Source organism: Agrobacterium vitis (assembly GCF_013426735.1).
Classification (GTDB): domain Bacteria; phylum Pseudomonadota; class Alphaproteobacteria; order Rhizobiales; family Rhizobiaceae; genus Allorhizobium; species Allorhizobium vitis_D.
The window spans coordinates 2,168,923-2,183,062 of sequence record NZ_AP023272.1 but is presented as its reverse complement, the minus strand read 5'-3'; the positions used below and the strand labels follow the sequence as shown (position 1 = coordinate 2,183,062).

At 57.1% G+C, this 14,140-nt stretch carries 16 protein-coding genes; 4 read left to right on the top strand and 12 right to left on the bottom strand.

The window, feature by feature from the left end; genetic code table 11:
• Window positions 1-34 precede the first annotated feature (34 nt).
• From frr to H1Y61_RS10020, 5 genes are all read right to left on the bottom strand, one after another.
• Window positions 35-595 carry a ribosome recycling factor gene (gene frr, locus H1Y61_RS10040; RefSeq protein ID WP_015916229.1) on the bottom strand — a complete coding sequence of 187 codons (561 nt, stop codon included), beginning with the start codon at window positions 593-595 and terminating at the stop codon, window positions 35-37.
• A gap of 87 nt (window positions 596-682) precedes the next feature.
• Entirely contained in the window at window positions 683-1,405 is a 723-nt protein-coding gene (gene pyrH, locus H1Y61_RS10035) for a UMP kinase (protein WP_015916230.1), read from the bottom strand.
• 218 nt (window positions 1,406-1,623) lie between these two features.
• Window positions 1,624-2,550 carry a translation elongation factor Ts gene (gene tsf / locus H1Y61_RS10030; RefSeq protein ID WP_174110930.1) on the bottom strand — a complete coding sequence of 309 codons (927 nt, stop codon included), beginning with the start codon at window positions 2,548-2,550 and terminating at the stop codon, window positions 1,624-1,626.
• Window positions 2,551-2,842: 292 nt separating this feature from the next.
• The gene (gene rpsB, locus H1Y61_RS10025; RefSeq protein WP_041696674.1) at window positions 2,843-3,610 is read right to left on the bottom strand and encodes a 30S ribosomal protein S2; all 768 of its coding nucleotides are present in this window, start codon (window positions 3,608-3,610) and stop codon (window positions 2,843-2,845) included.
• 181 nt (window positions 3,611-3,791) lie between these two features.
• Window positions 3,792-4,610 carry a cell envelope integrity EipB family protein gene (locus H1Y61_RS10020; RefSeq protein WP_180572511.1) on the bottom strand — a complete coding sequence of 273 codons (819 nt, stop codon included), beginning with the start codon at window positions 4,608-4,610 and terminating at the stop codon, window positions 3,792-3,794.
• 124 nt (window positions 4,611-4,734) lie between these two features.
• On the opposite strand from H1Y61_RS10020, the gene H1Y61_RS10015 reads away from it, so the two are divergent.
• From H1Y61_RS10015 to H1Y61_RS10000, 4 genes are read left to right on the top strand one after another with little or no spacing between them, the layout of a single operon-like run.
• Window positions 4,735-5,205 (top strand): RidA family protein, encoded by a 471-nt coding sequence (locus H1Y61_RS10015; RefSeq protein ID WP_156619032.1) that lies wholly within the window; start codon window positions 4,735-4,737, stop codon window positions 5,203-5,205.
• Complete coding sequence (locus tag H1Y61_RS10010) at window positions 5,202-5,927, top strand: glycerophosphodiester phosphodiesterase (RefSeq protein WP_180572510.1); 726 nt, start codon at window positions 5,202-5,204, stop codon at window positions 5,925-5,927. Before H1Y61_RS10015 ends, H1Y61_RS10010 begins: the two co-directional genes overlap by 4 nt.
• A 17-nt stretch (window positions 5,928-5,944) precedes the next feature.
• Window positions 5,945-7,153, top strand: coding sequence for a GNAT family N-acetyltransferase (locus tag H1Y61_RS10005; protein WP_180572509.1), 1,209 nt, complete (start codon window positions 5,945-5,947; stop codon window positions 7,151-7,153).
• 55 nt (window positions 7,154-7,208) lie between these two features.
• Window positions 7,209-7,634 (top strand): HIT family protein, encoded by a 426-nt coding sequence (locus H1Y61_RS10000; protein WP_180574469.1) that lies wholly within the window; start codon window positions 7,209-7,211, stop codon window positions 7,632-7,634.
• A gap of 96 nt (window positions 7,635-7,730) precedes the next feature.
• On the opposite strand, the gene H1Y61_RS09995 is transcribed toward H1Y61_RS10000, so the two are convergent.
• The 7 genes from H1Y61_RS09995 to cysE all read right to left on the bottom strand — a co-directional run bounded on the left by H1Y61_RS09995 (window position 7,731) and on the right by cysE (window position 14,139).
• Window positions 7,731-8,063, bottom strand: a complete 333-nt coding sequence (locus tag H1Y61_RS09995) for an AzlD domain-containing protein (RefSeq protein WP_015916238.1) — start codon at window positions 8,061-8,063, stop codon at window positions 7,731-7,733.
• Window positions 8,060-8,836, bottom strand: a complete 777-nt coding sequence (locus tag H1Y61_RS09990; protein ID WP_071205220.1) for an AzlC family ABC transporter permease — start codon at window positions 8,834-8,836, stop codon at window positions 8,060-8,062. Before H1Y61_RS09990 ends, H1Y61_RS09995 begins: the two co-directional genes overlap by 4 nt.
• Window positions 8,837-8,965: 129 nt before the next feature.
• On the bottom strand, window positions 8,966-11,452 hold the full coding sequence (gene clpA, locus H1Y61_RS09985) for an ATP-dependent Clp protease ATP-binding subunit ClpA (RefSeq protein WP_087728373.1): 2,487 nt from the start codon (window positions 11,450-11,452) through the stop codon (window positions 8,966-8,968).
• Window positions 11,453-11,462: 10 nt separating this feature from the next.
• The gene (clpS, locus tag H1Y61_RS09980; protein ID WP_041698048.1) at window positions 11,463-11,810 is read right to left on the bottom strand and encodes an ATP-dependent Clp protease adapter ClpS; all 348 of its coding nucleotides are present in this window, start codon (window positions 11,808-11,810) and stop codon (window positions 11,463-11,465) included.
• A gap of 411 nt (window positions 11,811-12,221) precedes the next feature.
• Entirely contained in the window at window positions 12,222-12,575 is a 354-nt protein-coding gene (locus H1Y61_RS09975; RefSeq protein ID WP_156547621.1) for a phasin family protein, read from the bottom strand.
• 190 nt (window positions 12,576-12,765) lie between these two features.
• Window positions 12,766-12,969 carry a DUF3126 family protein gene (locus H1Y61_RS09970; RefSeq protein ID WP_041698049.1) on the bottom strand — a complete coding sequence of 68 codons (204 nt, stop codon included), beginning with the start codon at window positions 12,967-12,969 and terminating at the stop codon, window positions 12,766-12,768.
• Window positions 12,970-13,314: 345 nt separating this feature from the next.
• Complete coding sequence (cysE, locus tag H1Y61_RS09965; protein WP_180572508.1) at window positions 13,315-14,139, bottom strand: serine O-acetyltransferase; 825 nt, start codon at window positions 14,137-14,139, stop codon at window positions 13,315-13,317.
• Window position 14,140: the final 1 nt, after the last annotated feature.

Below are 14,140 nucleotides of genomic sequence, written 5' to 3'. Positions count from 1 at the left end.
GCATTGGCGTCGCAGAGAAGGCAAAAGGAGCAGACTAGACCTGCATGATTTCCTTTTCCTTTTCGGCAAGCAAGCGATCGATATCGGAAATCGTGTCATCCGTCATCTTTTGCAGCTTTTCCGAAAGGCTTCGCGCATCGTCCTTGCCGATTTCGCCATCCTTTTCAGCCTTCTTCAGGCTGTCCATGCCATCGCGGCGAACATGGCGGATCGCGACCTTCGAGTTTTCGGCATAACCATGCGCCACTTTGACCAGCGACTTGCGGCGCTCTTCGTTCAGTTCCGGCAGCGGAATGCGCAGGTTTTGACCGTCAACAATCGGGTTAAGGCCGAGATTGGATTCACGGATCGCACGGTCTACCGCGCCAACCATGCTCTTGTCCCAGATAGAGACGCCCAGCATGCGCGGTTCCGGCACGGTGATATTGGCCACGGTGTTCAGCGCAACGCGCGAACCATAGGCTTCAACCATGACCGGGTCGAGAATATTGGCCGAGGCGCGACCGGTGCGCAACGAGGCGAGGTCGCTCTTGAATGCGTTAATGGCGCCATCCATGCGGCGCTTGATATCGTTGAGATCAATACCTGCTGTCATCTTACAGTCTCCGACAATTCTTCAGTGACGCCTTGAAAACGTGAAACGATCCGTCTGTCAATCGGTCCCGGCTGCCATTCGCCTCCGTCAATCGTCATTCACGACTGTTTTCACACCGCCACCTTGCAGGATGGCGCTGAAGCCACCCTTTTCGTGGATGGAGAAGACGATGATCGGGATCCGGTTTTCCCGCGCCAGGGCAACGGCGGTAACATCCATCACCGCCAAGCCTTTTTCGAGCACTTCAGCATGGGTAATATGGTCGAAACGGGTGGCTGTCGGGTCTTTTTTCGGGTCGGCGGAATAGATGCCATCCACCTGGGTGCCCTTGAAAATCGCCTGCGCACCCATTTCGGCAGCCCGCAATGCAGCGGCAGAATCGGTGGTGAAGAATGGATTGCCGGTGCCGCCAGCGAAAATCACCACCCTGCCCTGCGACAGATGATGAACCGCAACGCGCTGCGAAAAACTCTCACAGATTTCCGGCATGGCAATGGCTGAAAGCACCACGGTGTCGATGTCCAGCTTACGCAGCGAGGTCGCCAGCGCCAGCGCATTGATCACCGTGCCGAGCATGCCCATATGGTCGCCGGTTACCCGATCACCGCCCTTGGATGCAACGGCCACGCCGCGAAAGATATTGCCGCCGCCGACCACAACGCCGACTTCGACGCCCATGGCGCGCGCCTCGGCAATATCGCCCGCGATCCGGTCGGCGACCGCGACATCAATCCCGAAGCCCTGGCTGCCCATCAGGGCTTCACCGGAGGCTTTGAGGAGAACTCGTTGATAGATGGGCTTGGAGGTCATGGTCTCTCCTGAAATGGAACCTGCCGCCTGATGAACACCCCCAGCTGAAAGACCGGCGGACGGTGGAACAGAGGCCGCAATGGTGAAAAACGTCACGATATGGACCGCAGCTGACGATGAGCGCGGGCACCAGCAATGCCGGATACACGAAGGGCATCGCGTTGTCACGCGATGCCCTGACTTTTCCCATGATTGGAATGTTTTACGGTAAAGACCGATCAGCCCTTGGCGACAGCAGCCACTTCGGCAGCGAAATCGCTCTCTTCCTTCTCGATGCCTTCACCCAGCAGCAGGCGGGCGATGCCGGTGATCTCGATCGGTGCGCCAACGTCCTTTTCGGCTTCCTTGAGGGCGGCGGCAACGGTCAGGTCAGGATTGATAACGAAAGCCTGCGACAGCAGGGCCACGTCTTCGAAGAACTTGCGCATCCGGCCTTCAACCATCTTTTCGATGATGTTTTCCGGCTTGCCCGATTCGCGCGACTGCTCAATGAACACATTACGCTCGCGCTCGGCAACGGCAGCATCCACTTCTTCAGCGCGCACAGCCAGCGGGTTGGTGGCAGCAACATGCATGGCGATCTGGCGACCGATCGTGTTGAGCGCTTCCTTGTTGCCGGTGGACTTCAGGGCAACCAGCACGCCGAGCTTGCCGAGACCGTCAGCAACAGCATTGTGGACGTAAGTTGCGACAACGCCGTCCTCAACCTTCAGCTGGGTGGCGCGGCGCAGAGCCATGTTCTCGCCAATGGTCGCAATCGCGTCCTTGATCGAGTCGGAAACCGACTTGCCGGTCGCGGCATAAGTCGCGGCATTGATGGCATCAACCGTGCCGTCGGTGGAGAGAGCGACGTTGGAGATGCCGCGAACCATGTCCTGGAAGGCATCGTTGCGGGCAACGAAGTCGGTTTCGGAGTTGACTTCGACGACCACGGCGGTTGTGCCGGAGCTAGCAATACCGATCAGGCCTTCGGCTGCAGTGCGACCGGACTTCTTGTCGGCCTTGGCAATGCCCTTGGCGCGCAGCCAGTCGATAGATGCTTCCATGTCGCCGCCATTTTCAGCCAGCGCCTTTTTGCAGTCCATCATGCCTGCGCCGGACTTTTCGCGCAGTTCCTTCACCATTGCAGCAGTGATCTCGGTCATTGTTTGCCTCTTTGTCTGTTCAGGGGCGGGCGGCAGGACAGAAACCTGCAACCGGCGCCCGGATTGGGCACGACTTGTACCCGGAAATGTTACAGCGTGATGAAATCAGTGTCATCACGCGCGCGGGGAACCGTAAGATGGCGCCCGGGGATAAGACCCTATTCAAAGGAGCGGGCCGCCGCACAGCCTGACGCTGACGGGCGGCCCATCAATCCTGTAGAAAAGGCAGGCCTCTAAAGAAGGCTGGCCTTTACAAAGGGCGGGTCACACCCGCCCTCATCCGGTCAAGGCATCAAGCCTCAGCGGAGCCTTCCAGAGCAGGCTCGATTGGAGCTTCAACCGAAGCGCCGATATCGCGGCCAGACGAACCCTGCTGACGGGCGATGCCGTCGATGGCAGCGCGCGAGATCAGGTCGCAGTAAAGAGCGATGGCGCGCGAAGCGTCGTCATTGCCCGGGATCGGGTAATCGATCAGGTCCGGATCGCAGTTCGAGTCGATGATGGCAACGACCGGAATGCCCAGGCGCTTGGCTTCATCGATAGCGATCTTTTCCTTGTTGGTGTCAACGATCACCATCAGGTCCGGGGTGCCGCCCATGTCGCGGATACCGCCGAGAGCCTTGTCAAGCTTTTCGCGCTCGCGCTCAAGGTTCAGACGTTCCTTCTTCGTGAAGCCCTGAGCTTCCGAATTGAGGATTTCGTCGAGCTTGCGCAGACGCTGGATCGAATTGGAAATGGTCTTCCAGTTGGTCATCATGCCGCCGAGCCAGCGGGAATTGACATAATACTGGGCCGAGCGCTTTGCAGCATCGGCAATCAGGTCAGAGGCCTGACGCTTGGTGCCGACGAACAGAACGCGACCGCCACGGGCAACCGTGTCAGATACGACCTGCAGGGCGCGCGACAGCATCGGTACGGTCTGAGCCAGATCGATGATGTGGATGTTGTTACGATCGCCGAAGATATACGGCTTCATCTTCGGGTTCCAGCGATGTGTCTGGTGGCCGAAGTGAACGCCAGCTTCCAGAAGCTGACGCATGCTAAAATCAGGCAATGCCATGCCTTGTTCTCCTTTTCCGGTTTAACCCCCGTGAAGCAAACAGCGTCTTTTTCAAAACGCCACCGGGCGGAACGGACCGGATGTCTCCCGGCCTATCCCAAGCTTCACGTGTGGAATGCCGGTCGCATAGAACGATTTGACGGCCAAGGCAAGTGTAGGGTCGAGAAAAAGCCTGCAATTGCTACTTTTGCGCCTTGCAGGCCGTCGGTGGCAGCAATTCCAACTTGGAAAGCTTGCCTGTCAGGACAACATCACCGTAATCCAGCGTCAGATCCCGCGTCACCCCATTATCATAGAGGTCGAAGGACTGGGTATAGACCGGCAATTGATCGCCATCCGACTTGTCCTCATAATAGGCGATGGCGACCGGCCAATAGGTACGGCCCGACAGGGGGTCCTTGGTATCGCCCGTCAGCTTTTTCGATGCCCCCAGCACCGTCGTGGTCAAATAGCTTTTGTCGCCGTCTTCCGTGCCATCAAACACGCGAGCCTCGAAGAAGCGATTACCCTTCCTGGCCTTATCGATCATATCGATCATATGTTGAGCCGGAAAACGAGCCGAGGCCAGTTCCAGCTCCTTTTTCTGCGGTTCCTTCAACTCGATGAGAAGACCGTCTGTTTTCGCCGCAGCCGCTCCTTTGACGTCCTTGTCCAGCTTGTCGTCGGTAAAACTTTTCGACTCAAAGTCGAATCGTCTGGCGGCCATGTCCTCGAAGGTGCGAACCTGCTGGTCGGTGACACTGACCTGATCGCCGGTCTCTATCTTGGTGACGAATCGGAAGCTGGTGGAATAGCCATCGCAAGCCGATCCATTGAACTCATAGACCATCCGGCCGCTCATATTATCGACGCCGGACTGGTCGGTCGCCTTTTTCAGCTGGATATCATAGGTGGCGCGATGTGGCGCAAGATCGCCTACAGCCTGCGGATCGACCTTCACGGATGTCACCGCGGTGTTTGCCGTCAATGCCATAACAAGGGCCAAGGTCAGTTGCGGCATCGATATTCTCCTGTTGCGGTCTGGCTTGATGCTATAAGAACTGAGTTGTCAAAAGCGAGGCGCTTACGCAACTTGCCTGAGTTTATCACCACGTTTCCGTTTTCATGCTAGCCGGGATTTGATCATGTCCGACACTATCGACAGCCGCCTTGCCGCCCTTGGCATTACCTTGCCCCAGGCCGCAGCACCTGCTGCCAATTATGTACCCTATGTCATCAGCGGCAACCTACTTTATCTCTCTGGCCAATTGCCGATGGAAGCTGGCAAAATTGCCGTGACCGGCCTGGTCGGCAGCGATGTGGACCTGGCTTCGGCCCAGCGCGCCGCAGAGCTGTGCGCCATCAATATTCTGGCCCAGGCAAAATCGGCACTGGACGGCGACCTTTCCCGCATTGCCCGTGTCATCAAGCTCAACGGCTTCGTGGCCTCAGGCCCCGGCTTTACCGATCAGCATCTGGTGATCAACGGCGCTTCCAACCTGATTGCCTCGGTGCTGGGGGAGGCGGGCAAACACGCCCGCGCCGCCGTTGGCATGGCCGCCCTGCCCCTGAATGCCGCCGTGGAAATCGATGCCATCCTGGAGATCCGCCTGTGAGGGATGCAAGCTGGATCAAGGAGCGCCCGGTTGCCCATCGCGGTTTTCACGACCAGAACAAACTTGTCTGGGAAAATACGCTGTCGGCTGCCGCCCGCGCCATAGAGGCCGGTTTTGCCATCGAATGCGACCTGCAATATACGACGGACAGCGTACCGGTGGTATTTCACGATGACGACATGCAACGCCTGTGCAACATGACCGGCGACGTGCGCGCCCGTACCTCGGCGGAACTGAAAATGATGTCGGTCGGCGGGACAGCCGACAAGGTGCCGACGCTGCGGCAATTGCTTGATCTGGTCAAGGGCCAGGTGCCGTTGATCATCGAGCTGAAAGGCAGACTTGGCGACGACGAGGGCTTTGTTGAGGATGTGCTGGAGATCCTCAACGGCTACCAGGGCAAAGTCGCCCTGATGAGTTTCGACCATCATCTTTTGAAAGAGCTGAAGGCCAATGATTGCCCCTACCCAGTCGGGTTGACTGCCGAGGGTGCCAAGCCGGAAAATTTCTTTGTCCATGACGAGGCCATGCAGCTGGGTCTGGATTTCATCTCCTATTGCGTCGCCCATCTGCCAAACAGCTTCATCGACGCGCAGCGGCAGAAAAACATTCCAGTGATCACCTGGACGGTGCGGGATGAAATCATGCGCGCCCACACCTATACTTATGCCGATCAAATGACGTTTGAAGGCTTTGACCCGCGCGAGACCGCGGCATCATAACCTTATAGTGGAGTGGCATGACACAAGAGGTCATCATCCGGGTCGAGCAGTCTTTCAAGGCGATCGACAGACACGCATGGAACAGGCTTTCCGGTGCCGCCAAGGCATCGGGAGGCGAAGCCTATAATCCCTTCAACAGCTGGGCCTATCTTTCGGCATTAGAAGAATCAGGCTCGGCCACCGCCAAAACCGGCTGGCTCGGCCATCATCTGCTGATGGAGGATGGTGATGGGCAATTGCTTGGTGCCATGCCCTGTTATCTCAAAAACCATAGCCGGGGCGAATATGTGTTCGACCAGGGCTGGGCCGATGCATTTGAGCGGGCCGGCGGGCAATATTATCCGAAATTACAGGCCTCCATCCCGTTTACGCCAGCAACCGGCCCAAGGCTGATGGTTGCAGATGGCGTTGAACCGGAAAGCGCCCGCGCCTCGCTGGCCGCCAGCTTTGCGGAAATATCCCGCAAGCTTGGCGTGTCTTCAGCCCATGCGACCTTCCTGCCGGAAAACGAGCTGGAGCATTTCAAGGATGCGGATTTCCTGCACCGTCTGGATCAGCAATTCCACTTCATCAACCAGGGCTACGCCAATCACGACGCCTTTTTGGAAACACTAGCGTCGCGCAAACGCAAGGCCCTGAAGAAGGAGCGGCGGGCGGCGCTGGAAAACGGCATCACCATTGATTGGCTGACCGGCAGTGACTTGACGGAAGCGGTGTGGGACCAATTTTTCACCTTCTACATGGATACCGGCAGCCGCAAATGGGGCAAGCCCTACCTGACCCGGCAATTCTACTCGCTGATTGGCGAGCGCATGGCCGAGGACATTCTGCTGGTGATGGCCAAACGCGATGGCCGCTATGTGGCGGGTGCCATCAACTTCATCGGCGAGGAGACGCTGTTCGGTCGCCATTGGGGCTGTAGCGAAGATCACCCTTTCCTGCATTTCGAGGTCTGCTACCATCAGGCCATCGACTTTGCCCTAGCCAAGGGGCTGAAAAAAGTCGAAGCGGGCGCGCAGGGCGAGCATAAACTGGCGCGCGGCTATCAGCCGGTGACCACCCATTCCGCCCATTACATCGCCCATCCGGGCTTACGCCGGGCCATTGCAGATTATCTGGAACGCGAACGCGAAGAGGTGGAGCACATCGGCGCCTATCTCGGCGAACATACGCCGTTTCGCAAGGGCGAGCGCCAGCCGCGCGACGGCGAGGAAATCGACGGCTGATCTTGATTGGCAGGTTACGACCAGGATAGACAAGACCCGGTAACGGAGACAGATGATGAGCATTTCGGCCTATGATCCAGACAATATTTTCGCCAAGATCCTCAAGGGCGACATCCCCTCGATCAAGCTCTATGAGGATGACGACGCGCTGGCCTTCATGGATGTGATGCCGCAAGCGCCTGGCCATTGCCTGGTGATTCCAAAGCAGGGCTCTCGCAATCTGCTGGATGCCGATCCGGCTGTGCTGGCAAAACTCATCCCGGTCGTGCAGAAATTGGCCGTTGCAGTCAAACAGGCCTTCGATGCCGACGGTGTCTATGTTGCGCAATTCAACGAGCCTGCCGCAGGCCAGACCGTGTTTCATCTGCATTTCCACCTCATTCCCCGCCATGACGGGCAGCCGTTGAAGCCGCATGTGAGTGGCATGGAAAATATCGATGTGCTCAAGGCCAATGCCGCGAAAATTATCGCAGCACTATAGCATCGTGCAGAACACCGGAGTCAGCACGATGCTATAGATTTTTGTTCTTATGCATTTCCGGACGGAAAACCGCTTCACACTTTTCCTGGAAATGCTCTACAGGACGAACAGGCCTGCGGCTAAAACACCAAGCGACACCAGAACCCCAACGATGATCCGCTGACCGGCAAGCAGGAATGCTGCAAAACCGAGGCCGGTCGCAGCCAGCCGCAGCCAGAGCGGCGAATGTTCAAGTGTGCCGGTTGGAAAGACGATCAGCTTGGCCGTCACGGCCATGACCAGGGCCGTGGCAACCGCCCTCACCCAATAGAGCGGCTCGGAACCTTCCTGAAGGCGGTTTCCGGCCAGCACGCCCAGCCAGCGCCAGAGATCGGTCGCAAGCCAGCCCGCGACGATGATAACCAGATAGGGCCAGAACTCCGCCATCATAGCTCCTCCGACAGGTTTTCAACCGGCCGAATATCCGAGGGCTCATGGCTTCGGCGGCGGATTTGCCGGTCGATCAGATAGGCAATCGTGCCACCACCCAGGCCTGCAATCAGGATGTCGAAACCTGGGACCGCCAGTGCCAGCAGCGGCCCGGAGACGATGCCGATCACAAAGGCAATCTTCACCACCCGCTGCTTGCCCGTCGCCCAGATCGAAGCGACGAAATAGACCGGGGTGAGGAAAAACAACAGACCGGCGACAAGCGGCGGCAGGCTGGAGACAAGGCCATAGCACACACCGACCAGAATGGTGTTGACCGCCACCAAAGTCAGGCCGAATCCTGCGAAAAACGCCACCCGCCCTTCCCGTGGCACGGTCTTCAGATTGCCCATCGCATAGACCCAGGCGGTAATGGCGACGAAATGCGACAGAAACAGCAGGAGCCAGGTCGGGGTGCGTTGGCTGCGCATTTCCGGCACCAGCGAGGCAACCATCGGCATCATCCGGATCGAGGAGAGCGACACGGCCAGAAAACAGGCCAGCAGATTGGCTCCACTCGACATCATGCCGATCAGGATCATCTTGGCAGGCAAGGCCCAGATGATCACGGTCATGAACATCGCTTCATTGCGGCTGACGCCGCTTTGCAATGCGAAGGCGCTGAAGCCGACAAACGATACCATGAGAATAATCGCCGGCAGGCTGAAAAGGCCGCGCATGCCCGTGAAGAACCAGCGCAACTGGCTGCGGTCGGCAAGGAGGAGAGATGACATAAGATTTCCAGCAAAAGTCGAAGCGTTACAGCGCATTGCGTTGAAAAATCAGCGCTTCCGCTCATGACAATGCCGGGCAAACTGCCCGGCATTGATGCTGTCAAAAATTTGACCGTTCTTCCAAAAGAATTACTTCTTTTTCGGCACCTTTGGAACCGTGGTTTTCTTGGCCACCGGCTTGGTCTCCTTCAAGGCCTCGACTTCCGGCTCAGCCTTGGCGACTTTTTTTGCCTTGGAACGCGGCTTGGCGATGACCTCGCCATCGTCAGGCACAACGGCGGCAATTTCGGCTTCCTTCTTCGGCTTGACCGGCGCCACATCGGCCACGCAGTCCAAGGATAGCTGCTCCTCGCCATCCTTGGTGACAGTGCCGACCTTAACGATGCCGCCCTTCTTTAGCTTGCCAAACAGGATCTCATTGGCCAATGGCTTCTTGATATGCTCCTGAATGACGCGGCCAAGCGGCCGGGCGCCCATTTTCTCGTCATAGCCACGCGTCGCCAACCAGGCGACAGCGGGTTCCGACAGGTCGAACGTGATGCCACGTTCCGAAAGCTGGGCTTCCAGCTGCATGACAAACTTCTGCACGACCTTGTGGATCACTTCGCTTGGCAGCGGGGCGAACGGAATGATCGCATCCAGACGATTGCGGAATTCCGGGGTGAACAGACGATTGATCGCCTCTTCATCCTCACCGCTGCGCTTTGAAGATCCAAAGCCGATCGCCGACTTGGCCATTTCCGATGCGCCCGCATTGGTGGTCATGATCAGGATCACATTGCGGAAGTCGATCTTCTTGCCGTTATGGTCGGTCAGCGAGCCATGGTCCATGACCTGCAACAGAATGTTGTAGATGTCAGGATGGGCCTTTTCGATTTCGTCCAGCAGCACGACGCAATGCGGATGCTGATCGACACCATCAGTCAGCAGGCCACCCTGATCGAAGCCGACATAGCCGGGAGGGGCACCCAGCAGACGCGACACCGTGTGACGCTCCATATATTCAGACATATCGAAGCGCAGCATTTCCACGCCAAGCGACGCAGCCAATTGCTTGGCAACCTCGGTCTTGCCGACGCCTGTCGGACCGGAGAAGACGTAGGAGCCAATCGGCTTATTGGGTTCACGCAGCCCTGCCCGGGCCAGCTTGATCGCCGTCGATAGCGCTTCGATGGCATCGTCCTGACCGTAAACGACCGAGCGCAGTTCCTTGTCGAGATTGGCAAGAACCAACTCATCGTCCTTGGACACGGTCTTGGCCGGAATCCGCGCCATCGTCGCGATGGTGACTTCGATTTCCTTCTCGGTGATCAGCTTGCGGCGACGCGAGGCAGGCAGCAGCATTTGCGCGGCACCCGTCTCATCGATCACGTCGATGGCCTTGTCCGGCAGCTTGCGATCGCTGATATAGCGGGCCGAAAGCTCGACAGCCGTCTTGATCGCCTCGTTGGTGTAACGCAGCTTGTGATATTCCTCGAAATAGGGCTTCAAGCCCTTCATGATCTCGATGGCATCATCGATCGACGGCTCGTTGACATCGATCTTCTGGAACCGGCGCACCAGCGCCCGATCCTTCTCGAAGAACTGCCGATATTCCTTATAGGTGGTCGAACCGATGCAGCGGATCGCGCCAGACGACAAGGCAGGCTTCAACAGGTTGGAAGCATCCATCGCCCCGCCGGAGGTTGCCCCGGCTCCGATCACCGTATGAATTTCATCGATGAACAGCACGGCGCCCGGGTAGTCTTCCAGCTCCTTGACCACCTGCTTCAAGCGTTCCTCGAAATCACCGCGATAGCGAGTACCGGCCAGAAGCGTGCCCATGTCGAGCGAGAAGATCGTCGCATCGGCCAGTGCCTCAGGCACCTTGCCTTCAACGATCCGCTTGGCAAGGCCTTCGGCAATTGCCGTCTTGCCGACGCCGGGATCGCCGACATAGAGCGGATTGTTTTTTGAGCGGCGGCACAGGACCTGAATGGTACGGTTGACCTCGTCGTGACGGCCGATCAGCGGATCGATGCGGCCGGTCTTGGCCTTTTCATTGAGGTTGACGCAATAGGCCTTGAGGGCTTCCGGCTGCTTCTTGGCCGGACCTTCCTCCTGCTCACGCGGCGGCTTCTGGCTGGCTTCACTCTCTTCCTCGACACCGCGCGGTGGACGAGGTTGAGACGTGCCAGGCCGCTTGCCAATACCGTGGGAAATATAGTTGACGGCATCATAGCGGGTCATTTCCTGTTCTTGCAGGAAGTAAGCCGCATGGCTTTCACGCTCGGCAAAGATCGCCACCAGAACATTGGCACCCGTCACTTCTTCCCGACCGGAAGACTGGACATGGATGACAGCCCGCTGGATGACCCGCTGGAAGCCGGAGGTGGGTTTGGAATCCTCATCATAGCCGGTCACAAGATTGGCCAGCTCATTATCGACGTAATCGCTCACGGTCTTGCGCAGCGTATCGAGGTTCACATTGCAGGCGCCCATCACAGCGGCGGCATCGGCATCATCGATCAGTGCCATCAGCAAATGTTCAAGCGTTGCGTATTCGTGGTGGCGCTCATTGGCAAAAGTCAGTGCCTGATGCAGCGCCTTTTCCAGGCTCGGAGAAAATGTTGGCACGGTCAGATCCTCATTTCTTTTCCATGACGCATTGCAGCGGATGCTCGTGCTGCCGCGCGAAGTCCATAACTTGGCTTACCTTGGTTTCGGCGACTTCATAGGTGAAGACGCCGCATTCCCCTACCCCGTGGTTGTGTACGTGCAGCATGACGAGGGTTGCCGCTTCCCTGTCCTTTTGGAAGAAACGCTCCAGAATATGGATGACGAACTCCATCGGCGTATAGTCATCATTTAGCAGCAGAACGCGATATAAATTGGGCTTCTTGGTTTTCGGCTTCGTGCGCGTGATAACCGACGTGCCCCTGTTTGGTCCGTCGTTGTTACCCTGCGCTTGCATGACGATCGGTTGCGCGATCATTTCCATCCATTCTCCCGAGTTCCGGCCGCTTCATCGCAAAAGGCGAATCCCGCCAGACCTCACAGATTCATTAAGGTAGTCCATTTCTCATCGATTTTAAGCCCATAGATACGCACTGCAAAGAGAATTGCGTGTCCGGCCTCAAAAAGGCACCCCGGACAAGTCCCGATACCGACGCAACAGGCCTAAAGATAAGTGCCTTACCCGCGTTTTCCAGACCAGCAATCGCAGCACGTTCAATTCCAGCTGAGATTACCACCAGATCATCATATTGTCTCCCCAGCAATGCCCCAGGCTGACCACAAGACTGAGCATGGACATGCGCTGCCAAACCTGGGCTGCTTGGGAAGTACCAACGAAAAACGGCCGTCCCACAGGACGGCCGTTTGCAGCGACATCAATAAAAAATGATCAGGCAGCCGTCGCGGCGGACGCCGCTTTCGAAGCCTTGGCAATCGGAGCCTCATAAGGCTTATATGCGGTCTTGGCCAGATCAGCATACATTTCGGTGATCTTGGTGGCTTCCGACACGAAGGTTTCGTAGGAGCTCTTCGCATATTTCGTCTGCAACTCGAAAACGGTTTCGATGCTGCGGGCAGCGGTCAGCTGCTCCATGAAACCGGCCAGATCCTGGAAGGACTTTTTCGAGTAATCCTGGGCTTCAGCGGCGATCGACTGCATGCCCTTGGCAACCTCGGAATAATTCTTCACCATCGTATCGACGGCTTCTTTGCTCTTTTTGTTCACGTCTTCGAAATTCAACATAACAGCACTCCTTTTTCCTCTGCTGTCCCAAACCATAGGACAGATTGCTAAAATTGGTCAAGTCAATTTGTGCAGTGCGTCATCGCCAAAAAGTTGTATTTTATCAATAACAAAAAAGGGCGACCCCATACGCGGTCGCCCTTCATTATCAAATATCAATAAATGCATCCCTTATGAATGCAACCTAGGATCAAAGATCGACATCCAGAATGGCCATCGAGAAATTGTAGGACAGATCGCCGTCCTCGTCATCCTTGAAGACAACACCGAGAAACTCTTCGCCCACATACACTTCTGCCGAGTCATCCTTGCGCGGGCGCGCCTTTACAGCCATCGTCGGGTTGAAAGTCCGCTTGAAATAAGCGTCAAGCTTCTTGATTTCGTCTGCTTTCACAAAAATCTCCATGGATTGTCTGCGCAGCACGAACCTTCGATCCGGCCATGATGCCGCAGCGCTCTCAAAATTCCAGCATGGCAGTGACTGACAAACCGCACGAACCATGCTTCGGCGGCCTGCTTGTCGCATGGGCCAAACAGCTGTGTAAAGCCGCGAATATCGATCCGCCTCTGCTTTTAAGGGATAATTGCTGGAAGCGGAATCGGTTCACTAAAAAATCATCCAACTGGTCAAATCGTGAAAGCCAACCGGAGCGGCCCCGGATGTCGTCTGGTTCGGAGCCCAGGCACCTCGTCTAGAAAACGATTGACGGTTGCGACCGTGTTGGGACGCCGCATGACATCAGCCTTCCTCGGACACCACCTGATTCATTGAGCGGGCCGGTTCAGCACAGCCCGCCTCGCCCACCACCCTGGCCGGCACACCAGCCACGGTCTTGCCAGCCGGTACGGGCTTCAGCACCACAGAACCTGCGGCCACGCGTGAGCAGCAGCCGATCTCGATATTGCCCAGCACCTTGGCGCCCGCGCCGATCAGAACACCATTGCCAATCTTGGGATGGCGATCTGCCCCTTCCTTGCCGGTTCCGCCCAGGGTCACTCCGTGCAATATAGAAACATTATCGCCGATCCGTGCTGTCTCGCCGACCACCAGACCTGTTGCGTGATCCAAAAAGATCCCCTTGCCGATGTGCGCCGCCGGATTGATATCCGTCTGAAAGACACTGGAGGACCGGCTTTGCAAATAGAGGGCAAAATCGCGCCTGCCCTTGTTCCAAAGCCAGTTTGCCAGCCGATGGGTCTGGATCGCGTGAAACCCTTTGAAATACAGCACGGGCTCGATAAAGCGCAGGCAGGCAGGGTCTCGATCATAATAGGCCTGAATATCGACGCGCAACACCGTACCCCATTCCGGCCAATCGCTCAGCATTTCCTCGAAGGTCTGGCGCAAAAGACTGGATTGCAGGTCGGCATGATCAAGCCGTTCACAGATCCGGTAGATGACGCTGTCCTCCAGCGAACGGTGGTTCAGCACGGTGGAATAGAGGAAGGCCGCCAGAAGCGGATCATGCTCGGCGGCGCTGCGCGCCTCCTGGCGCATGCTGTCCCAGATCGGGTCCATAGGCTTGATCATCTCGCGCATAGCAAGATCGTGCATGACAGCCATT